Raw genomic sequence first — 22,957 nt, forward strand, 5'->3', positions numbered from 1 at the left:
TCCTCTTACAGCTTAAGGTGAAATGACCATCTGGGATGGGCTGCCGACCGGGATGTAGTCCGGCTCGAAGCTCAATTTGCCGTCCTGCGCCACGCGGAAACGGGTAATGTTGTCGCTGCGCTGGTTCATGACGTACAGCCAGCGCCCCTGCTTATCGAGCGTCAGGGTGCGCGGGTAGTCGCCGCGCGTCCAGACGTCGTCCTGATGCGTCAGCGTGCCCTCCGCTGTTACGGTAAAGTGCCCGATGCTGTTATGCAAACGGTTAGCCACATACAGCTGTTTACCGTCGGCGCTTAATGCGAGCCCGGCAGCAAAGCTGGTGCCTTTGTAACCTTCCGGCAGGGCTGAAAGCGTTTTGCCCTCTTTCAGGGTGCCGTTGGCGCTCACGGTATAATGGGTGAGCGTAGACGCCTCTTCGTTAATCAGCCACAGGGCATCGCCTTTGGGCGTAAAGACAAAGTGGCGCGGCCCGGCGCCTTTTGAGGAGGCGCTGATAAACGGCGGATCGTTCGGCGTCAGCTTCCCTGTTCGATCGTCAAAACGGTACTGGTAGAGGCGATCCAGCCCAAGATCGGTGGAAAATACGTATTTCCCGCTCGGATCGGCGGCGATCATGTGCGCGTGGGGGCCGTTATGATCGCTGATGGCAAAGCTGCCCTCCGCTGCCGCTTCCGGCTTCGCCGCGCCCGCTTCGCCTTGATCCTGATGAGTGTCCGTGACCTCACCCAGGCTGCCGTCTGCGTTGACCGGTAAAACGGCAATCGATCCGCTGACGTAGTTCGCCACCAGCAGATGGCGACCGTTCGGCGTCAGGGAAAGATACACCGGCCCCGCACCGCCGGAGGCCACCTGATTCAGCTCGCTCAGCGCGCCGTTATCCCCCACCCGCAGCGCCTGCACCACGCCCTGCTCCACTTCACTTGCCAGATAGAGCGTTTTGCCGTCGTGCGAAACGGCCAGCTGCGCGGCGTTCGGCAGCTTGCTCACCAGCGTTTTATTCGCCAGCGCGCCGCTTTGCGGGTCAACGGTAAAGCGGTACAGCCCTTCGCCGTTGGGGTTGTAGGTGCCCACCCAGGCGTATTGCGGCTGGGCGATGGCGGCGGTGGCGAACATTGAGAGTGAAGCAACAAGCAGGGTACGGGTGTGCATGGTGGCTCCTTTGTGTGTGTGCGGTAAGGTTTTGTTCTACTTCACCAGCTTCTTCGTCATCGCAAGCAGCGTACGCACGTCTTCCGGGCGCGTATCGCCGCTGGCTTTGTCGATAATCGAGCTGTAGATATGCGGGATGATTTTACTCACGCCCGCGTCGAGGGCGATCTGCAGGATCTCCTCATAGTTTTCCAGATCGATACCTCCGGTCGGCTCCAGCCAGAAGTCGTGACGGGCGCAGGCTTCCGCCACCGCTTTGTACTCGTCACGGCACTTCAGGCCGCCCATCGGGAAGTATTTGATGGAGCTGCCGCCGAAATCCTTCAGCAGGGCAATCGCGGTTTCAACCGGTACGATGCCGTCCGGCGCGTTGCTGCTCAGCGGTCCGGTGGAGATTTTGACCATGCCCACGGTGCCGGTCGGAGAGACCAGACCGTTAACCACCGATTCATTCTGCCCCAGCAGCGCGCGGCTGGTGGCCACGCCGGTGAAGACCTGGTTGACGTGCTGCGGCTGCACCTGACGGGAGATTTCACTCACCATAGCAGACTGGTTCGGATCCCCCGCGCCGAGGCCTACGGAGAGCGCGTTATCAATCAGCGCGGCATATTCACGCATATCGGCAACGGCGCTCGCCACGTCCGGGTAATTTTTGGAGAGCACGCCCACCAGCACATGACCTTCCGCCGCCTCGTAAATGGCGCTGGCGTTGGCTTTCGATCCTGCCAGCACGTTCAGGCAGACGCGGTCACGGTAAAAGTTGGGGGTCAGTTTCATGCTTTTTTCTCCTGTCCTAATACTTCGCTAATGCGGCGGTACACGATGTTCAGCTGGTCAGCGTTCACGCTGCGCACGTCCGCCTCGATAATCCCTTCGTTGGCCTTGTAGCCGCGGAAGTAAATGGCGTATTCGCCCTGTTTCAGCTTCGCCACCAGATCGCCCGTGCCGACGCCCGTTGCGGCTTCGTCGAACTTAATCTCGGTGCGCGCGATATCGCGACCGGCGCTGTCCCAGACCACGCGAGCGGTCACGCCGTTCAGGGTATTGAGCGCGTTGATAAACGGCGTCATCTTCGCCACCATCTCGGCCCCGCTCTCTTTGGTCGCCGTCAGGTAATGTTCGATGGCGCAGGTCAGGCCCAGAATGCCCTCTTTGCCCACTTTCATGGCGCGGCCAATGCCCGCGGTCTGACGCTTCACCCACTCAACGTACTGGGTTTTGCCGATCACCAGCCCGCTGGTTGGGCCTTCAATCGCCTTCGCGCCGCTGTAGATCACCAGATCGGCGCCGGATCGGTAGTACGCGTGCAGATCTTCTTCCGCCGCCGCATCGACGATCAGCGGGAGATCGTGCTTGCGCGCCACAACCGCCGCCTGCTCGACGCTGAGCATGCTTTTCTGCACGCAGTGGTGAGATTTGATGTAGAGGATCGCCGCCGTGCGCGGGGTGATCGCCGCCGCCAGCTGATCGGCAGAGCATTCGTTGGCGTAGCCCGCCTCCACCAGCTTGCCGCCGCCCAGCGCCACCATGGTGCCCACCGGCGCGCCAAAGTTCACGTTGTGGCCTTTCGGCAGGACGATTTCGTTGTTCTCAATCGGGGTCACGTGCAGGTTTTCCAGCAGCCAGTCGCTGTCTTTTACCAGCACCGCCGCCACCGACTGGGCAATGCCCGCCGACGCGCAGGAGACCACCGTCGCGCCTTCCACATCCAGCAGCTTCGCGATGTATTCCCCGGTTTTGTTGACCAGATCCTTCATCTCGAAATAGTGATTCATGCCGTCCATCGCCGCCTGCACCACTTCCGGGCGCGGCGTGGAGACGCCCAGCGCCGTCATGCGGCCAGAGGTGTTGATAACCTGCTTTAAGTTGTACTTCTCATAAATCGAAGGCATGTTCCGTGCTCCCTTGTTCGGTCATGTAGCCCTTGCCCGCGCGGATCGCGGCAAGCGGCACCAGAATGTGTTCAGCCTGCAGGCTGTCGTTTTCAGCATCCGTCAGCACCGTCGGCTGGCGTTTGAGCGTGAACAGCGTCAGGTCGGCGTCGAGGCCCGGCTGAATGCGGCCTTTATGCGACAGGCGCAGGCCGTCGGCAGCGTTCGCAGTCACGCAGTCAATCACCTGCGGCAGCGACATGCCGATGGCGAGGAATTTAGACATTACGCTTGCCAGCGAGCCCACCGGGCCGTTGATGCGGTTGCGGCAGTAGATATCCGAGCTGATGGTGTGCGGCAGAATGCCCATCGCGATGGCGCGTTTCGCCACTTCGAAGCTGAAGCTCGCCGTACCGTGGCCGACGTCCAGACGCACGCCGCGCTTCAGCGCAGACGTAATGGAGGCGCGCAGCTCGCCGGAGGGCGTCAGAATGCGGTTGGGCTTGCCGTTGTAGCAGTGGGTGATGATGTCGCCGGAGCTCAGCAGCTCGGCAATTTCGTCGAGGTTCGGCGGGTTGTTGCCGATATGCACCATCAGCGGCAGGTCGCCGTTCTCTTTCTGAATGGCTTTCGCGCGCTCCAGCGGCGTGATGCCGTTTTCACCGACCACGCTGCTGCTCATGCGCGCCTTCAGGCCGACGATAAAATCAGGGTGGCGCTTCACCGCCTGCTTCACCGCGTCGGCGTCAATATTCGCCATGTTGGCCAGCTCGTTCTGAGCGATCAGCCCCACGCGGGAGATGTTCAGCAGGGCAAACACCTCGGTAGAGGCCCTGCGGGTGATTTCATAGAAATCGTCCACGTCGTCGGCGCCGGTGCTGCCCGCGTCCACCACGGAGGTGACGCCGGTGGCAATGCCCACGCTGTCCGGCTCGTCGTGGTAAATCGGGGAGTTCGGGTAGCAGTGAACGTGGGAGTCAATCCAGCCTGCGCTGACGAACACGTCGCCGTTCAGCTCAACCGTTTTATGCGCGGGGGCGTCAATGTCGCCCAGCGCCGCGATCTTCCCGTCCTGAATGGCGATATCGGTCAGGGTATCGTCGGCAAGGCGCGCACGGCGCAGGAGTAAATCAAACATGAGGATCTCCTGATAAGGCGGGCGCCTGAGCGCCCGCGGGTATTAAAGGGCGACCGGGAACAGCCAGCCCAACAGCATTGCGCCGAGAATGGCGCCACCGGTGATCGGCTTCTGCCAGATGTAGAACACCAGCGCACCCAGCAGGGAACCGACGCCGATAGGAATGGATGCGGTCATGGCGCTGAGGATAATCAACGGCCCGAGGAAGCGGCCGGAGGCGTTACCCGCGCCCATCATCACGTCTGCACCGTAGGTAGAGTTGCTCTGGTTGATGGTGAACTTACGCGCCAGGATGATGACGTAGCCAATCGCCAGACCAATCACCAGGCCGGTAATCAGCGCGGCAATGAAGTTGGTCACCGGGAACATGATGCCCGCGCCCAGCAGCAGCGCCGGAACGCCAAGACCGACGCCGGTCTGGATCGCACCGCCGATGTCGAGAATCCCCACCAGCGAGCCTTCGATAATACGGGCGAACAGGAAGCTCGCGCCGAACGCCGCTACCGCGCCGTAGACGCCGGTATCGATCCCCGCTTTCAGCATCGCCACGAAGGCCACTTCGTTAAACGCACCGATGCCGTAGAGGTAGTACATGTGCGTCCCGGCGAAAACGCCGGAGGAGAGCAGGCCAACGAAGATCGGGAACGACCAGTCGGCATACCAAAAACCTTTATTCTGTTCCATGTAGAGGCTCCTGTTATTTACCGCTGAGCGAGTTGTGGATCATGTCGAGCCAGTTCGGCACGGTCAGATGGAAGGATTCGATCATCTTCATGTCGAAGCCGCGGAAGAAGCCGCTCAGCACGAAGAGCAGGACGATCGCCGCCATCATCACTTTGGTGACGTGGTTCCAGCCGCTCTCTTCCACACCTTTCCCGATCAGGATCCCCAGCACCAGGCCCGGTACGGCGTTGCCCATGATCAGCTGCGCCGCGCCGCCAAAGATGGTGGCCCAGAAGCCCGATTTTTTACCCGCGTCGATGGCCGCCAGCCAGAAGATCACCGGCATCACGGTGTTCACCAGCAGGTTTGCCGCAGGCACCAGCACTTTGACGGCGGTGACCTGAAGCGCTGCCGGAACGGAGGAGGCGGTCAGGTTCAGGAAGGTGACGACGAGCATGCCGATCACGCCGCAGGCAATCGCCATTTTGCGCGGGTCGTGCAGCGTTTCGCCGACGTTACGGTTTTTGATCATCAGTGCAGCAGCACCCCAGTTCGGGATGATGCGGTGGTCAACGTCCTGTGTGAAGGCACCTGCGGCCACGGAAGAGGCCCAGGCGTTAAAGAAGAAACCTAACCCAAAGGAGAAGTGGGACGCCGGATCCCCTTCACAGGAGTTCAGCTCCCCCAACGTACGAAACGCGCCCATACCCTGAGTGGTAGGCGCATGAAACATGCGTGCAGCCCCGGCTCCGACACCGACGCCAACCAGGCCGCCAATGATGAGCGATTTTATTAATATAATTAAGAACATCAGTCTGCCCTTTTATGAATAATCAGCGTTGCGTGACGAAATCCACCTGGTCAAGATTGATAGCGGTCACGTTGACGGTCACATCCAGCTCCACGCTGTAGGTGCGTCTTTCCCGGCGCAGAAAGAAGAACAGAAACGCTTCTTTTCGCACCGCTTCTTGCGCCTGAACGACCTGCACATCCTGTGGCTCAATACGCAGTAAGATATGCGGTGAGGCTTTCATCACCGCGGCCTGAACGTGGTTGAGCGCGTCGGCAAAGGCGCGCGCTTTGGCGTCGCCTTTTCCCTTCACTCTCACCGTGGTTGTGAACTGTTCTTTCATGCTTATGCGCCGTATTTCTTCTGCCACGCCTGTACCAGACGCTCGCCCAGCTCTTCTTTATCCATAAAGCCAAAGCCCAGCACGTTGCAGCCTTCGTTGATGGCGGTCACGCCTTCTTCCACGGAACGCATGCCGTATTTGGCCTTGTAGCCATATTTGGTTTGGGCAGTGATGGCACCCGCGCCGCCGCTGCCGCAGAAGGAGATGCCGAAGGTGGCGTTTTCCGCCTTCATCATGTCGCCGAGCTTCATGTCCGCCGCCATGCCCGGCACAACCACCGCGCGTCCACCTGCTTTTTCCACACCGGCAGCCACTTTCTGACCTTTACCCAGGCGATCGCCAATCACGACTGTAATCTGTTCCATGTGTTGCTCCTTAAAGGTTGTCTTTCGCGACTTCAAAGTGAACGGAGAGCAGCCAGGCTTCTTCATCAGGAAGATTGCCAAACTGCGCGACCACTTCACGGGCGAGCCGCATTGAATCCGGTGAAATTTCGTCAAACAGCTCTGCTTCAACCTCCGGCAGCGGCTCGCCGGTCACGGACCGGTGCGCCATTGCGCGCACGTGTGAGGTGAGCATCTGCTCCTGTACCGCATTGGGGATGATGTTGTTCCGGGCCAGCAGGGCATAAACCTGCTGCAGCATGGTGTTCGCGAGCTGTTCTGTTTGCTCCGCCTGTTCCCCAACGTCGTTCATTACCGCTCCGTTAATCACTGGTCTTACCCCGTTAATGGCTCTGGAATAAAACTAACGTTGGGGGGGAATTGTTTGTAGCGAGTTGTTTTCCACTTCGAAGTGGAAAGGCGAGCCGCAGCAGTGATCTGTGCCACATAAATGCGGTGAATCTGAATTAATCCCGGTATTTGCGTGATGAATATCACGTATTCCAGCGGCAAAATGCGCGCCGGGGAAACGAAACGTTCAGGCGTGGTGACGCAAAAATGTGATGGCGATAGGGTTTACTTATTACCGCGTAAAAAAAACGGGAGCCACTGGCCCCCGCTGGTTGTTTGTCAGATGCGCGATCGGTTAACGGTATTTCTTGTGATAGGTGTTACGGGTCGTCACAAACTGCTCGGCCGCCGCCTGGGCTTCCTTCACTTTGCCTTCGTTAGCCAGCTTCAGCGCGCCGTCGATCTGGCCGACCAGCACGTCAAAGCCGTGGCGGTAGTCTTTCATCTCTGCGCTGTCTGCCGCTTTGCTTTCCAGCTTCGGAGGCGTCGCTTTTTGTGCGTCCAGCGCCGCTTCACGCATTTTGGTCAGCGCGTCTTTCATTTCAGCCGCATTGTCGGTTTTCTGCACCACCTTCAGGTTTTGACCGAGGATGCCCATGTCGTCTTCAAGATCGGCAGCAAACGCAGAAGAGCCAAGAACCAGCGTTGAAGCCGCGACGATCGCTAACAGATGTTTACGCATTGCTCACTTCCTTTTTTATTATTAAAACGCCTTTACGGGTATTACTGACCGGCGATTTTCATTTCCGGCAGAAGTACAGAACCACACTGTATATTGCTACGTGTTTCAATATCGTTACCGACCGTAACGATATTCCGCCACATGTCCTTCAGGTTGCCGGCAATCGTAATCTCGCTTACCGGATACTGGATTTCGCCGTTTTCCACCCAGAAGCCCGCCGCGCCGCGCGAGTAGTCGCCGGTGATGCCGCTTACGCCCTGCCCCATCAGCTCGGTGACCACCAGCCCGGTGCCCATCTCTTTCAGCATCTGCTCAAAGTTCAGGCCCTGTCCGGCAATGCGCCAGTTGTGGATGCCGCCAGCGTGTCCGGTGCTTTTCAGCCCCAGCTTGCGCGCGGAGTAGTTGGTCAGCAGCCACTGCGTCAGAATACCGTCTTTGATGATATCGCGACGTTCGGTGCGCACGCCTTCGCTGTCGAACGGCGTGGAGGCCAGCCCTTTCAGCAGGTGCGGATGTTCTTCAATGGTGAGCCATTCCGGCAGGATCTGCTTGCCCAGCGAGTCGAGCAGGAAGGTCGATTTACGGTAAACCGAGCCGCCCGCGATAGCGCCCACCAGATGGCCAAACAGACCGGTTGCCACTTCATTCGCAAAAATGACCGGGGCCTTCATGGTGGAGAGTTTACGCGGCGACAGGCGCGACAGCGTGCGTTCGGCACACTCTTTACCCACCCACTCAGGAGACTGCAAATCCCCCAGCGCGCGGCCAATGGTGTAGGCGTAGTCGCGCTCCATGTCTCCGTTCTCTTCGGCGATGACGCAGCTGGAGAGCGAATGACGGGTAGAGCAGTAGCCCTGCAGCATGCCGTGGCTGTTGCCGAAGACTTTGATGCCGTAGTGGCTGTTGAAGCTGCCGCCTTCGGTATTGGTGATGCGCTTATCCGCCTGCAGGGAAGCCTGCTCGGCGCGCGCGGCCAGCTCGATCGCTTCGTCCGGGGTCACCTCCGCCGGGTGGAAAAGATCGAGATCCGGCGCGTCAAACGCCAGCAGGTCTTTATCCGCCACGCCTGCGTAAGGATCCGGAGAGGTATAACGGGCGATATCCAGCGCAGCCTGCACCGTGCGGGCAATGGCATCCGGGCTGAGATCGGTGGATGACGCGCTGCCTTTGCGATTCTGGTGATACACCGTGATCCCAAGCGCGCCATCGCTGTTGAATTCTACGTTCTCCACTTCACCATAGCGGGTACTCACGCTGATGCCGGTGGTTTTGCTGACCGCCACTTCGGCGCCATCTGATTTTTCTGAAGCAAGCATCAGCGCGGTGGAGACGGCTTCTTCAAGAATCTTACGCTGCGCTTCAACTTGTGAGGTTACTTTCATCGCAAATGCCATACTGTAAGAGAGAGTTATCTGAAGTCTAACAGAGAACCGTTTTTCAGTGCGCGTCTTAACTGGTAACATTAGCCTCTTTTTTTAAGGAGCCTGACATGACTAAGCAGCCCGAAGACTGGCTCGACGACGTTCCCGGTGATGACATCGAAGACGAAGATGATGAGATCATCTGGGTCAGTAAAAGTGAAATTAAACGTGACGCCGAAGAGTTAAAACAGCTTGGCGCAGAAATGGTAGAACTGGGTAAAAACGCGCTGGACAAGATCCCGCTCGACCAGGATCTGCGTGATGCCATTGAACTGGCACAGAAAATCAAGAAAGAAGGCCGTCGTCGCCAGCTTCAGCTTATCGGGAAAATGCTGCGTCAGCGCGACGTCGATCCGATCCGCCAGGCGCTGGACAAGCTGAAAAACCGCCACAACCAGCAGGTTGCGTTTTTCCATAAGCTTGAGCAGATCCGCGATCGCCTGATTGAACAGGGTGATGTTGCCGTACCGGAAGTGCTGAACCTGTGGCCGGATGCCGACCGCCAGCAGCTGCGTTCCTTGATCCGCAACGCGCAGAAAGAGAAAGAAGGGAATAAGCCGCCGAAGTCTGCGCGCCTGATTTTCCAGTATCTGCGCGAGCTGTCTGAGAACGAAGAGTAATCTGTTCCCCTCACCCCTGCCCTCTCCCCAGAGGGGCGAGGGAGAAAACACGGGAAAGTAGGCCCGGTAAGCGCAAGCGCCACCGGGCTTTTTTTTTACTCTGCGGCGGCCGCTTCCGCTTTCTTCGCCAGACCGTCCAGCAGCTTCTGATGGATCCCACCAAAACCGCCGTTGCTCATCACCAGAATGTGGTCGCCAGGCTGTGCGGCTTTCACCACCATATCCGCAAGCGCATCCACATCCGCGCTCCAGTGCGCAGGCTGAATGCAGGCGTCGGCCACTTCGGCCACCTGCCACGGAATATGCTGCGGCTGCAGCAGGAAGACTTCATCGGCGCGTCCTAACGACGGCGCGAGGTCATCTTTGCAGATGCCCATCTTCATGGTGTTCGAGCGCGGTTCCAGCACCGCCAGGATGCGGGCTGTCCCGCCAACCTTGCCACGCAGGGCGGCAAGCGTTGCCAGAATGGCGGTTGGGTGGTGCGCGAAATCGTCATACACGGTAACGCCGTGGGCTTCACCGCGCAGTTCCAGACGGCGACGGGCATTGATAAACGAGCCCAGCGCATTGGCCGCATCCGCAGGCAGAACGCCCACGTGACGCGCCGCAGCAATGGCCATCAGGCCGTTGTGCATGTTGTGCTCGCCCACCAGGCCCCACTTCACCTCACCCACTTTCTCACCGTCGAGCAGCACTTCCCACTCGGAGGCATCGGCGTTGAGCTTTTTCGCCTGCCAGTGGCCCTGCTCGCCCACCAGCTCTTGCTCGCTCCAGCAGCCCATCGCCATCGTCTGCTTCAGGTTGATGTCGTTCTCCGGCAGGATGATGCGCCCCTGGCCCGGAACAATGCGCACCAGGTGGTGGAACTGTTTCTGGATCGCTTTCAGGTCGTCAAAAATATCCGCGTGGTCGAACTCAAGGTTGTTGAGGATCAGCGTGCGCGGGCAGTAATGCACGAACTTGGAACGCTTGTCGAAGAACGCGCAGTCGTACTCGTCGGCTTCGATCACAAAGAACGGGCTGTCGCCCAGACGCGCAGAAACGTCGAAATTACCCGGTACGCCGCCAATCACGAAGCCAGGCTTGTAGCCGCAGGCTTCGAGGATCCAGGTCGCCATGCCCGCGGTCGTGGTTTTGCCATGCGTACCGGCAACGGCAACCACCCAGCGGTCGCGCAGGACGAAGTCATGCAGCCACTGCGGGCCGGACATGAACGGAATATTGCGTTCCAGAACCGCCTCGACGCACGGATTGCCGCGGGTCATGGCGTTGCCGATGATCACCAGGTCCGGCTCGGGATCAAGCTGGCTGGCATCGTAGCCCTGAATTAACGAGATGCCCTGTTTCTCCAGAAGTGTGCTCATTGGCGGATACACATTGGCGTCCGAACCTGTCACTTCATGGCCCAGCGAGCGCGCCAGCATTGCCAGTCCGCCCATGAAAGTGCCACAAATCCCCAATATATGAATGCGCATACGTCACTATCCTTCTTCAATGTGGCGCACATTTTACTCACATGTTAGCGGCTGTGAAACGCATTTCAGGTAAATCCGTATGTTGCTGGCGCGATTCACCTCTGCGCTAATATTTGAATGTTTGTTAAGATTGTTGGGCTTTAGTCGTTTTAGTGAACATACAATCGCTCTACTCACAAAGATGCAGGGAAAGTGTTATGAAAACGTTAGGTGAATTTATTGTCGAAAAGCAGCACGAGTTCTCTCATGCTACCGGTGAACTCACTGCTTTGCTGTCGGCAATAAAGCTGGGCGCTAAGATCATCCACCGTGATATCAACAAGGCCGGTCTGGTCGATATCCTGGGTGCCAGCGGTGCCGAGAACGTTCAGGGCGAGGTTCAACAGAAGCTCGATCTGTTCGCAAATGAAAAATTGAAAGCTGCACTGCGCGCGCGCGACATCGTTGCGGGTATCGCCTCTGAAGAAGAAGATGAAATTGTTGTTTTCGAAGGGTGTGAACACGCTAAATACGTTGTTCTGATGGATCCGCTCGACGGCTCCTCAAACATCGACGTTAACGTTTCTGTCGGTACCATTTTCTCCATCTACCGCCGCGTCACGCCTGTTGGCACGCCGGTGACCGAAGAAGATTTCCTGCAGCCGGGCATTAATCAGGTTGCTGCCGGTTACGTTGTTTATGGCTCCTCCACCATGCTGGTGTATACCACCGGGTGCGGGGTTCACGCCTTTACGTACGATCCGTCACTGGGCGTTTTCTGTCTGAGCCAGGAACGCATGCGCTTCCCGGAGAAGGGCAACACCTACTCCATCAACGAAGGCAACTACATCCGCTTCCCGAACGGCGTGAAGAAGTACATTAAATTCTGCCAGGAAGAAGATAAAGCCACACAGCGCCCGTACACGTCCCGCTATATTGGCTCTCTGGTCGCGGATTTCCACCGTAACCTGCTGAAAGGCGGTATCTACCTCTACCCAAGTACCGCCAGCCACCCGGACGGGAAGCTGCGCCTGCTGTACGAGTGCAACCCGATGGCGTTCCTCGCCGAACAGGCGGGCGGCAAGGCGAGCGACGGTAAAGAGCGTATTCTGGATATCGTGCCGGAAAGCCTTCACCAGCGCCGTTCATTCTTCGTCGGCAACAACCACATGGTTGAAGACGTTGAGCGTTTTATCCGTGAGTACCCGGACGCGTAATGCCTCTCTACAGGGGAGCCGTTCTGGCTCCCCTGGTCATTTATATATTTTACCGTATAAGTGTTTATAAAAAACATGCTTTAATATTCACCACTGCTCCTGCATTATTTCCATAACAGTTTGACAGATATTTCGTGGAGCAGAATCGCAATGAAAAATTATTCCCGTGCTAATACCGGCATTGATTTAAATCTTATCCCTGTATTTATTGAGATCGTCCGCTGCGGCAGCATGGCAAAAGCCTCTTTGCGTCTGGAGATGTCACGTCCGGCGGTGAGCCTGGCCTTAAAGCGCTTTAATCAACTCTTTGATGAGCCGTTATTTTTCCGCAAAGGTTTATATCTTGAACCGACGGAAAAGGCGTTAGCCTTAACTAGCTCGCTGGAAATATTAATGGGTGATATTCACGATAATATTGCGGCAGTTAATTCCGGGAAAAATAAAACCCCGGCACAGAACGTACCGGGGCTGGGTAATATTATACAGCGGTCTGAGTCGCCACTTTGAATGATGACATGGCTTCCATCAGCTGACGCGACTGCTCCTCAAGGGAGCGGGTCGCGGCGGAGGATTGCTGCACCAGCGCCGCATTCTGCTGCGCGGTTTCGTCCATCTGATTCACCGCAATATTCACCTGCTCAATACCGCGGCTCTGCTCCTGAGACGCGGTCGCAATCTCACGCATCAGTTTGGTCATACGCAGCACTTCTGTTGCGATCTCGTCCATCGTTTCGCCAGCCTGCTGGGCCAGCTCGCTGCCCTCGTTAACGTGGGTCTGCGAATCACTGATAAGCGTTCGGATCTCTTTCGCCGCGTCGGCGCTGCGGCTGGCAAGGTTTCGCACTTCGCCCGCGACGACGGCAAACCCGCGCCCCTGCTCGCCCGCGCGCGCCGCTTCCACGGAGGCGTTAAGCGCCAGGATATTGGTCTGGAAGGCAATACCGTCGATCACGCTCAGGATGTCGGCGATGCGCGCCGAGCTGCCGGAGATATCGCGCATTTTTTCAATCACGTAGCAGACCATTTCGCTGCCGTGATCGGCCGTGTCGGACACCGACTTCGCCAGCTGGTGCGCCTGCTCGGCGTTATCGGCGTTGAGCTTCACCGTCGCGGTGATCTGTTCCATGCTGGCCGCCGTCTGCTCCAGCGACGTGGCGGTGGATTCCGTACGCTCGGCAAGATCGCGGTTTCCCAGCGTCAGCTCGCGGCTACCGGTGTCAATTTGCGAGCTGGCATCGCGTACCCGCATAACCGAGTTCATCAGCGACTGTCGCATCTCCTCTATCACCGCGTTGAGGCGGTTAAACTCCTGGCTCGCGGGGGCATTCAGCGTATGGGTTAAATCCCCCGCCGCCACGTTCTCCAGCTGAGCAATGGAGGCCGAGAGCGGCTTGAGCAGCATATGGCGCAGCACCAGCCACGCGAGCACGATAATGCCCGCCGTCAGCAGCGCGGCGACGATAATCAGGATCAGTACGTGGGTTTTACTCGCCTGCACGGCACTCACTTCCGCCTGACCACGCGCTTCGCTCCATTTCTGAAACGCCTGCATATCGTTATCAAACTGCTTCGCCACCGGAATCAGCGTCTTCTCCAGCAGATCGTAATACCCGTCCGCGCTCTGGTCATTCAGGGTTTTCAGCATCGGGTTGATCCCCTGCTGGCTATACGTCGCCAGGCTGGCCGCCACTTTATCGAGCAGCTGTTGCCCCTGCTCGTCAGCCACGCCGCCGTCGATTACGCCTTTCAGCGTTTTTTGGGCCAGGGCAACTTCCTGATTGATGTTTTTTACCGCTTTGGCCGCATCGTCCAGCATGCCGATTTCCATCATGCGGACGGCCTGGCCCGCCTCATTGCGCGCGCGCAGGATCAGCGTATAGCCTGAATTAAGCTGCACCATCTGCTCACCCTGAAGGTGATTAATACGCTGCAGTGAAGAAGAACTCTGTGTGAGGGCATAAATGCCGATGCCGCTGACAATCAGCAGCAGAAGGGTCATAACGGCCAGTAAAGAGAGCAAGCCGGTACGAATCGATAGCGTTTTAAGCATGATATTATTTCCGGTAGCGAGATATTTCTGGGCATAAAAAAAGAGTATCGGCCGCTACCGGAAAATGTTTAGACTTTAAGCAAATTCAGCGTGTTATCGCTCTGTTACCGATGTGTTTACGCGGGTAACAGGCGAGCTTTGACGGTTCTCCCAGAGCACCGTCAGGCCACGCTGCAGGGCAATAAAAATAAACAGCAGAATGCCGATGGCGATCTTCGTCCACCAGGAGCTGAGCGTGCCGTCAAAGTTGATATAGGTTTGTATCAGCCCCTGGATGGCCACGCCGAACAGCGTTCCCAGCACCGTGCCCACCCCGCCGCTGAGCAGCGTGCCGCCGATAACCACAGAAGCAATCGCATCCAGCTCTACGCCCACGCCTGCAAGGGCATAGCCCGCCTGGGTATACACCGAGAAGACGATACCCGCCAGCGTCGCCAGGCCGGTCGAGAGCATATAGATGCGGATGGTGGTGCTGCGGGTTGAGATCCCCATCAGGTTTGCCGACGTAGCGCTACCGCCGATGGCGTACACCTGATTGCCAAACCGGGTACGATGGGCGAGGAAGATGCCAATCACCACCACGCCCAGCATCAGCAGCCCCATCGCGCTCAGGCGGCCGCCGCCGGGAATTTTCCACGCCAGGCTGGAGAGCGTGTCGTACACCGGATGGTTAATCGGAATCGACTCTTCCGACACCAGGTAGCTCACCCCGCGCAGGAAGAACATTCCCGCGAGGGTAATGATAAACGCCGGGATTTTTAACGCGTCGATCAGCAGCCCCATAAAGGCGCCAAACGCGCAGCCCATCGCCAGCACCAGCGGAAACGCCACCAGCGGAGAGATCCCCCAGAAGCCGATCGCCTTCGCGAGGAACACGCCCGTAAACGCGATCACTGACCCGACGGAGAGATCGATTCCGCCAGAGAGGATCACAAATGTCATCCCGACGGCGATGATGCCTAAAAAGGCGTTATCGGTCAGGATATTGCAGATCACACGCGTGGAGGCAAAACCGGGGAATTGGGTGAGGCAGTAGAGGTACCCCAGCACAAACACGCCCAGCGTGATCATCAACGGTAAATTACGTTTTATCATGGCCACGGATCCCCTTAATGATGCTGACAAAGCGCGGCGACTGGACGATCAGCACGCAGAGCACGACCACCGCCTTCACCACCTGGTTGAGTTCCGGCTGAAACCCCGAAAGCAGGATCCCGGTGTTCATTCCCTGAATGATCAGCGCGCCTATCACCGAGAGCAGCAGGTTAAAGCGCCCGCCCATCAGCGACCCGCCGCCGATCACCACCGCGAGGATCGCGTCCAGCTCCAGCCACAGTCCCGCGTTGTTGGCATCCGCCCCGCGAATATCCGCCGCGACGATGACCCCGGCGATGGCGGCGCAGACGCCGCTCAGCACGTAGGTCAGCATCACCATCAGGCGGGTGTTGACCCCGGCGTTGCGCGCGGCGCGGATGTTGATCCCGACGGCCTCAATGAACATGCCCAGCGCCGTTTTGCGGGTGAAAAGCCAGAAAACAACGAGCGTGGCCAGGGCAACGATCACCGGCGTCGGGAAGAACAGCAGGTTGCCGCTCCCGATCCACGCCAGGCTCGGAGAGTTAAAGGTGACAATCTGCCCGGAGGTGATCAGCTGCGCCACGCCGCGCCCGGCCACCATTAAGATAAGGGTGGCGACAAAGGGCTGAATTTTCAGCACCGCCACCAGAATGCCGTTCCATAATCCGGCCAGCACGCCGGTGCCTAAGGCCGCCAGCAGTACCACCGGCAGGCTGTGTCCGGACACGGTCATGGAGGCTGCCGTGGCCCCGGCGATGGCCATCACCGCGCCGACGGAGAGGTCAATCCCGCCGGTGGCGATGACCAGCGTCATCCCGATGGCCAGCAGCGCCACCGGCGCGGCACGGTTTAGAATGTCTATCGGGCTGCCAAACAGGCGACCATCCTGCACGATAATCTGGAAGAAATGCGGCGCGACCAGGCTATCAACCAGCAGAACAACCAGCAGCGCTGCGATTTGCGGCGTGCCGGTTGGCCAGCTGAATCGGCGCTTTGACTCACCGGTTTGCGAAAGCGAACGGGGCATCACGATTTACTCCTTATGCCGCGATGGCATTCATGATCGCCGGAACGGACAGCTTATCCAGCGGGATCTCTGCCACCTGTTTGCGATCGCGCATGATGATGACGCGATCGGCATAGCCCACCAGCTCCTCCAGCTCGGACGAAATAACCAGCAGCGCCAGACCGTCCGCGCACAGGGTTTCGATAAGCCGGATAATTTCGGCGTGCGCGCCCACGTCAATGCCGCGGGTTGGTTCGTCGAGGATCAGGAACTGGGGTTTGGTCAGCAGCCAGCGAGAGAGGAGAACCTTCTGCTGGTTACCGCCGGAGAGAAACTCAATAGGCTGTTCCGCGCTCGGGGTACGAATACCCAGCTGACGGATGAAGCGCTCGGCAATCGCGTTCTGCTCTTTACGGGGGATCGGGCGCAGCCAGCCGCGCTGGGCCTGCAGCGCCAGGATGATATTTTCCCGCACCGAGGCCGCGGCAATAATGCCGTCCGTTTTTCGGTCTTCCGGGCAGAAGCCGACGCCCAGACAGGAGGCCTGATGCGGCGATCGCAGGGTTTGCGGTTTGCCCTTGATCAGCGCGGTGCCGCTGTCCGCAGGCTTGATCCCGAAGATCACCTCGGCGGTTTCGGTCCGGCCGGAGCCCAGCAGGCCCGCCAGGCCGACAATTTCGCCCGGGCGGACTTCCAGATTAAACGGCGATATCACGCCTTTCTTGCCGTAATCGCTGAATGCGGCGACCGGTTTCTCGCTCAGCAGCGTGCGCCCTGCGCGCTGAAGGGCGTTAGTTTCCAGCTCGCGGCCCAGCATCATTTTCACCAGTTCGATCTGCGGCAGCTCGCGGGTTTCGCGGCAGCCGACAAAGCTGCCGTTGCGCAGCACCGTGATACGATCGCTTACCTCATACACCTGATCGAGGAAGTGGGTAACGAAGATCAGGCTGACGCCCTGATCGCGCAGCTGGCGCATCAGGGTAAAGAGCATCTCCACTTCCTGGGTATCGAGGCTGGCGGTGGGTTCGTCGAGGATGAGTACCTTCGCGGAGAGATCGATCGCGCGACAGATGGCGACAATCTGCTGCATCGCCACGGAAAAGCGGTTCAGCGGCTCGCGGACGTCGAGGGAGAAGCCGTACGATTCCATCAGCTTTGTCGCCCGCGCCTCCATCTCTTTGCGGCGCAGCAGGCCAAAACGGCGTGGCTCGCGGCCAATAAACAGATTATCCGCCACCGACATATTCGGCAGCAGGTTCACTTCCTGGTACACCGTCCCGATCCCCAGCTGCTGGGCATGGGCGGTATTTTTCGGCGAAATGGCGTTGCCTTCCAGCCAGATGGTGCCGCGATCGGCATGATAAACGCCGGTCAGGGATTTAATCAGCGTCGATTTTCCCGCGCCGTTCTCGCCCAGCAGCGCCATGATCTCTCCGCGCCGCAGGCTGAAATCAACGTTATCCAGCGCCTTTACGCCGGGGAAGAATTTGCTTAAGCCCTCTGTGCGGAGGATTTCCTGGTGTTGTTCAGTGGTCATGGTTTTCCCCCTCACCCTGACCCTCTCCCCGGAGGGGAGAGGGGATTGATCGTGCCAATTGTTAATATCCAGCTCCGCCCTGCCTTTCTCCCTCTCCCCTCCGGGGAGAGGGCTGGGGTGAGGGGCGCGGGTCTTAGTAGCCCATATTTTTCTTCTTCTCTAACTCTTCTTTCGCCGTGTCAGGCAGGTAGAGCGTGGACTTGGTGACCGTCACCTTCTCAGGCATCGTGCCGTCTTTCTTGAATTTCTCCAGCGCGTCGAATGCCGGGCCCGCCATGTTTGGCGTCAGCTCCACGCTGGCGTTGGCTTCACCGTCAATCATCGCTTTGTAGATGTCCGGCACGCCGTCGATAGAGCCGGTGAGAATATCTTTGCCCGGCTTCAGGCCCGCTTCTTTAATCGCCTGAATCGCACCGATCACCATGTCATCGTTGTGGGCGTAAACCATGCAGATGTTCTTGCCGTTGTTTTCAGCCTTAATAAAGCTCTCCATGACCTCTTTACCTTTACTGCGCGTAAAGTCGCCGGACTGAGAGCGGATAATCTTGATGTTTGGCGCTTTAGCGATGGCCTCAGCAAAGCCTTTTTTACGGTCGATGGCCACGCTCGCGCCGACGGTGCCCTGCAGCTCAACGACGTTACACGGCTTGCCGTCAACCTGCTTCACCAGCCAGTCGCCAATCAATTGCCCTTCCAGCACGTTGTTGGCGGTCACAGTGGTCATATAGAGGGATTTGTCTTTAACGTCGATGGAACGGTCGAGCAGGAAGACCGGGATCTCAGCGTCTTTCGCTTCCTTCAGGACGGGTTCCCAGCCGGTCGCCACGACGGGTGCAATAAAGATGGCATCCACGCCCTGGGCGATAAAGGAGCGCACGGCTTTGATCTGATTCTCTTGTTTTTGCTGACCATCGGCGATTTTCAGGGTAATGCCGCGTTTCTGAGCCTCGCTTTTCGCAACGTTGGTTTCTGCCGCTCGCCAGCCAGATTCAGAGCCGACCTGCGAAAAACCTACGGTTAAGGGAGCGGCCATCGCCATAGACGACATGGCTGCCGAAACTGCTGTGACAAGAAGTAAGCGCTTCCACATATGAGCGTCCTCGTAGGGGTGTTTATTGTTGGTTAAAAGATGTTCTGCGAAATGACTATAGCCCATGAAATATGTAACGAATTGCGTTTGATGTAGCCCCCTGAAACACCGGACAGTAGCTGTATCTCCAGATAAGAGATAGGCTTGAATATATGTCTAACACTAACGCCAATTTTGAGATGACCGGGATCCTGTTAGGGCAAGAAGCCCGTAAACGTAAAACTCCTCAGGAGAAGATCGCCATTATCCAGCAGACGATGGAGCCGGGCATGAATGTCTCCCATGTCGCCCGCCTGCATGGTATCCAGCCCAGCCTGCTGTTTAAGTGGAAGAAGCAATATCAGGAAGGCAGCCTCACCGCCGTTGCGGCCGGAGAGGAAGTCGTTCCTGCTTCTGAGCTTACTGCTGCTCTGAAGCAGGTCCGGGAACTTCAGCGCCTTCTGGGCAAGAAGACGATGGAAGTTGAGATCCTGAAAGAAGCCGTGGAGTACGGCCAGTCGCGAAAATGGATAGCGCACGCGCCCTTGTTGCCAAAGGACGGGGAATAGCCCTGGTCAGCCGCACCATGGGCGTGTCGCGTGCGCAGCTGTCACTGCGGATTAACCGTTCTGCCGACTGGCAGGACAGGCGCTGTAACCGGCGTAATGACGAAGCAGACGAAGAAATACTGTCGGCTATCCTCGACATCATCAGCGATATGCCGAGTTATGGTTATCGACGCGTGTGGGGCATCCTGCGCAAGCAACGTCGCACAGAGGGACAGCCACCTGTGAACGCCAAACGGCTTTACAGGATAATGAGCGAGCATAACCTGTTGTTGTTGCATGACAAACCAGAGCGACCGAAGCGTGAACATAAGGGCAAGATAGCGGTGGCAGAAAGCGATATGCGCTGGTGTTCAGATGGCTTCGAGTTCGGCTGCGACAACGGCGAAAAACTGCGGGTAACGTTCGCGCTGGACTGCTGCGACCGTGAGGCCATAGACTGGGCAGCAAGCACGGGAGGCTATGACAGTTCGACCGTGCAGGATGTGATGCTGAGGTCGGTGGAAAAGCGCTTCGGCGACAGGCTACCGGAAACACCAGTGCAGTGGCTGACGGATAACGGTTCAGCGTATACCGCGTATGAAACGCGGAGGTTCGCGAGAGAGCTGAATCTGGAGCCCTGCACAACAGCGGTGAGCAGCCCGCAGAGTAATGGCATGGCCGAACGGTTCGTGAAAACGATGAAAGAAGACTATATCGCGTTCATGCCAAAACCGGATGTGAGAACAGCACTGCGAAACCTTGCAGTAGCGTTCACGCATTACAATGAAAACCACCCGCACAGCGCGCTGGGATATCACTCCCCGAGGGAATACCGGCGGCAGCGGACATCGTTAACTTAAGATACAAAAGCTGTCCGGAGATGGAGGGTCAAGATCAGTAACGAATTGCGTTACATCACACTTCAGAAAAGTGAATAAAACGTTAATCACAAGTTTGTAATCGCTTTCATTTCACCATGAAAAATGCGGCTGAGTTTATGGATTTTTCTGTCATGGAAAGGGTCTGAAAAGTGGAGAAAGCGGGGAGAGAAAGCGAAAACAGGCGGAGACATTCAGCGCGAGTTGGCTATAATACCTGCCACTTGTTTACCATCCATTTTAAAGGACACCGACATGAGCTTACTCAACGTCCCAGCGGGTAAAGAACTGCCAGAAGACATCTACGTAGTTATCGAAATCCCGGCTAACGCAGATCCGATCAAATACGAAGTGGACAAAGAGAGCGGCGCCCTGTTCGTAGACCGTTTCATGTCTACCGCGATGTTCTATCCGTGCAACTACGGTTACATCAACCACACCCTGTCTCTGGACGGTGACCCGGTTGACGTGCTGGTCCCAACGCCATACCCACTGGAGCCAGGCTCCGTCATTCGCTGCCGTCCAGTTGGCGTGCTGAAAATGACCGACGAATCCGGTGAAGATGCGAAGCTGGTTGCAGTACCGCACACCAAGCTGAGCAAAGAATACGATCACATCAAAGATGTGAACGACCTGCCAGAGCTGCTGAAAGCGCAGATCACTCACTTCTTCGAGCACTACAAAGACCTCGAAAAAGGCAAGTGGGTTAAAGTTGACGGCTGGGACAACGCAGAAGCGGCGAAAGCAGAAATCATCGCCTCTTTCGAACGTGCTGCTAAGAAGTAATTCTTACTGCTGTTAATGAAGGCCCCGCGAGTCGGGGCTTTTTTTATTTCCCAGGTTGAAAGTAGTACAAACTGATTTTTAAGAATAATCCCATTCCTTTTGTTTTTGACATTAACACCAAAAAAAGACACCCTATCATTTATAGTGGGAGTGGTTGAATAGCCTGGCTGTTCACAACATACTGTCATGATGATCATTAATCCCCATTCATTACAGGATTCATATGTCATCCATTAACATTGATGTTGCCCGCCCAACTGGAATTTATTTTATCATTGAACGGTTGTATTCCCGCGATGGTTTTATGCCTTCTATTGGGGAAATCAGCCCCTCTTTAACACAGGTGCACCGTACTGTCATTCAGCTAAAACGCAAGCAGGATATGTTTATGGATGGTGTTAAGGTTACCCCTAAAGATATTACCCTTTGGCAACAGATAAAATATATTACGGGTTCAAAAGTAACGACCAAAGATACAGATGCATTAGTGTATACGACCGATTTTATCGGCTCCCTTGTTGCCACCACGCCTTTAGGTAATATTGAGCATGAAAATATTCCTCGCTTCCTCACGACAGAGTCTATCCACTCCCTTCCACAGGCGGTGAGTTTGATCTTGACCCTCCATCTCCGGACAGCTTTTGTATCTTAAGTTAACGATGTCCGCTGCCGCCGGTATTCCCTCGGGGAGTGATATCCCAGCGCGCTGTGCGGGTGGTTTTCATTGTAATGCGTGAACGCTACTGCAAGGTTTCGCAGTGCTGTTCTCACATCCGGTTTTGGCATGAACGCGATATAGTCTTCTTTCATCGTTTTCACGAACCGTTCGGCCATGCCATTACTCTGCGGGCTGCTCACCGCTGTTGTGCAGGGCTCCAGATTCAGCTCTCTCGCGAACCTCCGCGTTTCATACGCGGTATACGCTGAACCGTTATCCGTCAGCCACTGCACTGGTGTTTCCGGTAGCCTGTCGCCGAAGCGCTTTTCCACCGACCTCAGCATCACATCCTGCACGGTCGAACTGTCATAGCCTCCCGTGCTTGCTGCCCAGTCTATGGCCTCACGGTCGCAGCAGTCCAGCGCGAACGTTACCCGCAGTTTTTCGCCGTTGTCGCAGCCGAACTCGAAGCCATCTGAACACCAGCGCATATCGCTTTCTGCCACCGCTATCTTGCCCTTATGTTCACGCTTCGGTCGCTCTGGTTTGTCATGCAACAACAACAGGTTATGCTCGCTCATTATCCTGTAAAGCCGTTTGGCGTTCACAGGTGGCTGTCCCTCTGTGCGACGTTGCTTGCGCAGGATGCCCCACACGCGTCGATAACCATAACTCGGCATATCGCTGATGATGTCGAGGATAGCCGACAGTATTTCTTCGTCTGCTTCGTCATTACGCCGGTTACAGCGCCTGTCCTGCCAGTCGGCAGAACGGTTAATCCGCAGTGACAGCTGCGCACGCGACACGCCCATGGTGCGGCTGACCAGGGCTATTCCCCGTCCTTTGGCAACAAGGGCGCGTGCGCTATCCATTTTCGCGACTGGCCGTACTCCACGGCTTCTTTCAGGATCTCAACTTCCATCGTCTTCTTGCCCAGAAGGCGCTGAAGTTCCCGGACCTGCTTCAGAGCAGCAGTAAGCTCAGAAGCAGGAACGACTTCCTCTCCGGCCGCAACGGCGGTGAGGCTGCCTTCCTGATATTGCTTCTTCCACTTAAACAGCAGGCTGGGCTGGATACCATGCAGGCGGGCGACATGGGAGACATTCATGCCCGGCTCCATCGTCTGCTGGATAATGGCGATCTTCTCCTGAGGAGTTTTACGTTTACGGGCTTCTTGCCCTAACAGGATCCCGGTCATCTCAAAATTGGCGTTAGTGTTAGACATATATTCAAGCCTATCTCTTATCTGGAGATACAGCTACTGTC

At 57.1% G+C, this 22,957-nt stretch carries 24 protein-coding genes; 6 read left to right on the plus strand and 18 right to left on the minus strand.

The genetic code is table 11. The annotated features are described in order from the left end of the window. Positions 1-12 precede the first annotated feature (12 nt). The 11 genes from ACJ69_RS14670 to pmbA form a co-directional block, all read right to left on the minus strand. Positions 13-1,149 (minus strand): lactonase family protein, encoded by a 1,137-nt coding sequence (locus ACJ69_RS14670; RefSeq protein WP_059347252.1) that lies wholly within the window; start codon positions 1,147-1,149, stop codon positions 13-15. Between the two features lie 36 nt (positions 1,150-1,185). Continuing rightward, positions 1,186-1,926 (minus strand): 2-dehydro-3-deoxy-phosphogluconate aldolase, encoded by a 741-nt coding sequence (dagF, locus tag ACJ69_RS14675; RefSeq protein WP_029739262.1) that lies wholly within the window; start codon positions 1,924-1,926, stop codon positions 1,186-1,188. Further along, on the minus strand, positions 1,923-3,041 hold the full coding sequence (locus ACJ69_RS14680) for a DgaE family pyridoxal phosphate-dependent ammonia lyase (protein ID WP_059347253.1): 1,119 nt from the start codon (positions 3,039-3,041) through the stop codon (positions 1,923-1,925). Before ACJ69_RS14680 ends, dagF begins: the two co-directional genes overlap by 4 nt. Next, on the minus strand, positions 3,025-4,158 hold the full coding sequence (locus ACJ69_RS14685) for an amidohydrolase/deacetylase family metallohydrolase (protein ID WP_059347254.1): 1,134 nt from the start codon (positions 4,156-4,158) through the stop codon (positions 3,025-3,027). The genes ACJ69_RS14680 and ACJ69_RS14685 overlap by 17 nt, the downstream gene beginning before the upstream one ends. Positions 4,159-4,200: 42 nt before the next feature. Beyond that, positions 4,201-4,842 (minus strand): DUF4310 family protein, encoded by a 642-nt coding sequence (locus tag ACJ69_RS14690; protein WP_023310183.1) that lies wholly within the window; start codon positions 4,840-4,842, stop codon positions 4,201-4,203. Between the two features lie 13 nt (positions 4,843-4,855). Then, a complete protein-coding gene (locus ACJ69_RS14695) occupies positions 4,856-5,632 on the minus strand; it encodes a DUF4311 domain-containing protein (protein ID WP_023310182.1) in 777 nt (258 codons plus the stop codon). Between the two features lie 22 nt (positions 5,633-5,654). Next, on the minus strand, positions 5,655-5,954 hold the full coding sequence (locus ACJ69_RS14700) for a DUF4312 family protein (RefSeq protein ID WP_006810338.1): 300 nt from the start codon (positions 5,952-5,954) through the stop codon (positions 5,655-5,657). A gap of 2 nt (positions 5,955-5,956) precedes the next feature. Beyond that, a complete protein-coding gene (locus ACJ69_RS14705; RefSeq protein WP_010427372.1) occupies positions 5,957-6,319 on the minus strand; it encodes an SFCGS family glycine-rich protein in 363 nt (120 codons plus the stop codon). Between the two features lie 10 nt (positions 6,320-6,329). Further along, positions 6,330-6,668, minus strand: a complete 339-nt coding sequence (locus tag ACJ69_RS14710; RefSeq protein WP_025911967.1) for a glycine dehydrogenase — start codon at positions 6,666-6,668, stop codon at positions 6,330-6,332. Between the two features lie 315 nt (positions 6,669-6,983). Continuing rightward, complete coding sequence (gene cybC, locus ACJ69_RS14715) at positions 6,984-7,370, minus strand: cytochrome b562 (RefSeq protein WP_008501412.1); 387 nt, start codon at positions 7,368-7,370, stop codon at positions 6,984-6,986. Positions 7,371-7,411: 41 nt separating this feature from the next. Continuing rightward, entirely contained in the window at positions 7,412-8,764 is a 1,353-nt protein-coding gene (pmbA, locus tag ACJ69_RS14720) for a metalloprotease PmbA (RefSeq protein WP_023310180.1), read from the minus strand. A 95-nt stretch (positions 8,765-8,859) separates the two neighbouring features. On the opposite strand from pmbA, the gene yjgA reads away from it, so the two are divergent. Continuing rightward, complete coding sequence (gene yjgA / locus ACJ69_RS14725; protein ID WP_054829937.1) at positions 8,860-9,411, plus strand: ribosome biogenesis factor YjgA; 552 nt, start codon at positions 8,860-8,862, stop codon at positions 9,409-9,411. A gap of 95 nt (positions 9,412-9,506) precedes the next feature. Here yjgA and mpl read toward each other — a convergent pair whose 3' ends face one another. Next, positions 9,507-10,886 carry a UDP-N-acetylmuramate:L-alanyl-gamma-D-glutamyl-meso-diaminopimelate ligase gene (gene mpl, locus ACJ69_RS14730; protein ID WP_029739256.1) on the minus strand — a complete coding sequence of 460 codons (1,380 nt, stop codon included), beginning with the start codon at positions 10,884-10,886 and terminating at the stop codon, positions 9,507-9,509. A 197-nt stretch (positions 10,887-11,083) separates the two neighbouring features. On the opposite strand from mpl, the gene fbp reads away from it, so the two are divergent. Together fbp and ACJ69_RS14740 are read left to right on the plus strand one after the other, a co-directional pair. Next, positions 11,084-12,082, plus strand: coding sequence for a class 1 fructose-bisphosphatase (fbp, locus tag ACJ69_RS14735; RefSeq protein ID WP_023310178.1), 999 nt, complete (start codon positions 11,084-11,086; stop codon positions 12,080-12,082). Between the two features lie 150 nt (positions 12,083-12,232). Next, positions 12,233-12,589 (plus strand): helix-turn-helix domain-containing protein, encoded by a 357-nt coding sequence (locus ACJ69_RS14740; protein ID WP_059347255.1) that lies wholly within the window; start codon positions 12,233-12,235, stop codon positions 12,587-12,589. On the opposite strand, the gene ACJ69_RS14745 is transcribed toward ACJ69_RS14740, so the two are convergent. The 5 genes from ACJ69_RS14745 to ytfQ form a co-directional block, all read right to left on the minus strand. Beyond that, entirely contained in the window at positions 12,561-14,132 is a 1,572-nt protein-coding gene (locus tag ACJ69_RS14745) for a methyl-accepting chemotaxis protein (RefSeq protein ID WP_059347256.1), read from the minus strand. The two genes, ACJ69_RS14740 and ACJ69_RS14745, sit on opposite strands and share 29 nt — an antisense overlap. A 93-nt stretch (positions 14,133-14,225) precedes the next feature. Further along, positions 14,226-15,227 carry a galactofuranose ABC transporter, permease protein YjfF gene (gene yjfF, locus ACJ69_RS14750; protein WP_023310175.1) on the minus strand — a complete coding sequence of 334 codons (1,002 nt, stop codon included), beginning with the start codon at positions 15,225-15,227 and terminating at the stop codon, positions 14,226-14,228. Then, positions 15,214-16,239: a galactofuranose ABC transporter, ATP-binding protein YtfT gene (gene ytfT, locus ACJ69_RS14755; protein ID WP_166642373.1), complete on the minus strand. Its 1,026-nt coding sequence runs from the start codon at positions 16,237-16,239 to the stop codon at positions 15,214-15,216. The genes yjfF and ytfT overlap by 14 nt, the downstream gene beginning before the upstream one ends. A gap of 10 nt (positions 16,240-16,249) precedes the next feature. Next, positions 16,250-17,752 carry a galactofuranose ABC transporter, ATP-binding protein YtfR gene (gene ytfR, locus ACJ69_RS14760; RefSeq protein WP_029741733.1) on the minus strand — a complete coding sequence of 501 codons (1,503 nt, stop codon included), beginning with the start codon at positions 17,750-17,752 and terminating at the stop codon, positions 16,250-16,252. 133 nt (positions 17,753-17,885) lie between these two features. Then, complete coding sequence (gene ytfQ / locus ACJ69_RS14765; RefSeq protein ID WP_014882271.1) at positions 17,886-18,842, minus strand: galactofuranose ABC transporter substrate-binding protein YtfQ; 957 nt, start codon at positions 18,840-18,842, stop codon at positions 17,886-17,888. Positions 18,843-19,021: 179 nt separating this feature from the next. On the opposite strand from ytfQ, the gene ACJ69_RS14775 reads away from it, so the two are divergent. The 3 genes from ACJ69_RS14775 to ACJ69_RS14785 all read left to right on the plus strand — a co-directional run bounded on the left by ACJ69_RS14775 (position 19,022) and on the right by ACJ69_RS14785 (position 21,685). Continuing rightward, positions 19,022-20,229 (plus strand): IS3 family transposase gene (locus tag ACJ69_RS14775; RefSeq protein ID WP_116799391.1). Its coding sequence is split into 2 segments (ribosomal slippage): positions 19,022-19,343 and positions 19,343-20,229, totalling 1,209 coding nucleotides; the frame shifts between segments, so codons are not numbered across the junction. Positions 20,230-20,502: 273 nt separating this feature from the next. Then, positions 20,503-21,033 carry an inorganic diphosphatase gene (gene ppa / locus ACJ69_RS14780; protein ID WP_010427397.1) on the plus strand — a complete coding sequence of 177 codons (531 nt, stop codon included), beginning with the start codon at positions 20,503-20,505 and terminating at the stop codon, positions 21,031-21,033. 223 nt (positions 21,034-21,256) lie between these two features. Next, complete coding sequence (locus ACJ69_RS14785) at positions 21,257-21,685, plus strand: hypothetical protein (protein WP_232248554.1); 429 nt, start codon at positions 21,257-21,259, stop codon at positions 21,683-21,685. Here ACJ69_RS14785 and ACJ69_RS14790 read toward each other — a convergent pair. After that, positions 21,682-22,889, minus strand: a protein-coding gene (locus ACJ69_RS14790) for an IS3 family transposase (protein ID WP_116799391.1) whose coding sequence is annotated in 2 segments (ribosomal slippage) — positions 21,682-22,568 and positions 22,568-22,889 — 1,209 coding nt in all. Because the reading frame shifts where the segments join, the coding sequence is not laid out codon by codon here. The two genes, ACJ69_RS14785 and ACJ69_RS14790, sit on opposite strands and share 4 nt — an antisense overlap. Between the last annotated feature and the right edge of the window lie 68 nt (positions 22,890-22,957).

Origin of the sequence: Enterobacter asburiae (assembly GCF_001521715.1) — a bacterium.
Taxonomy (GTDB): domain Bacteria; phylum Pseudomonadota; class Gammaproteobacteria; order Enterobacterales; family Enterobacteriaceae; genus Enterobacter; species Enterobacter asburiae.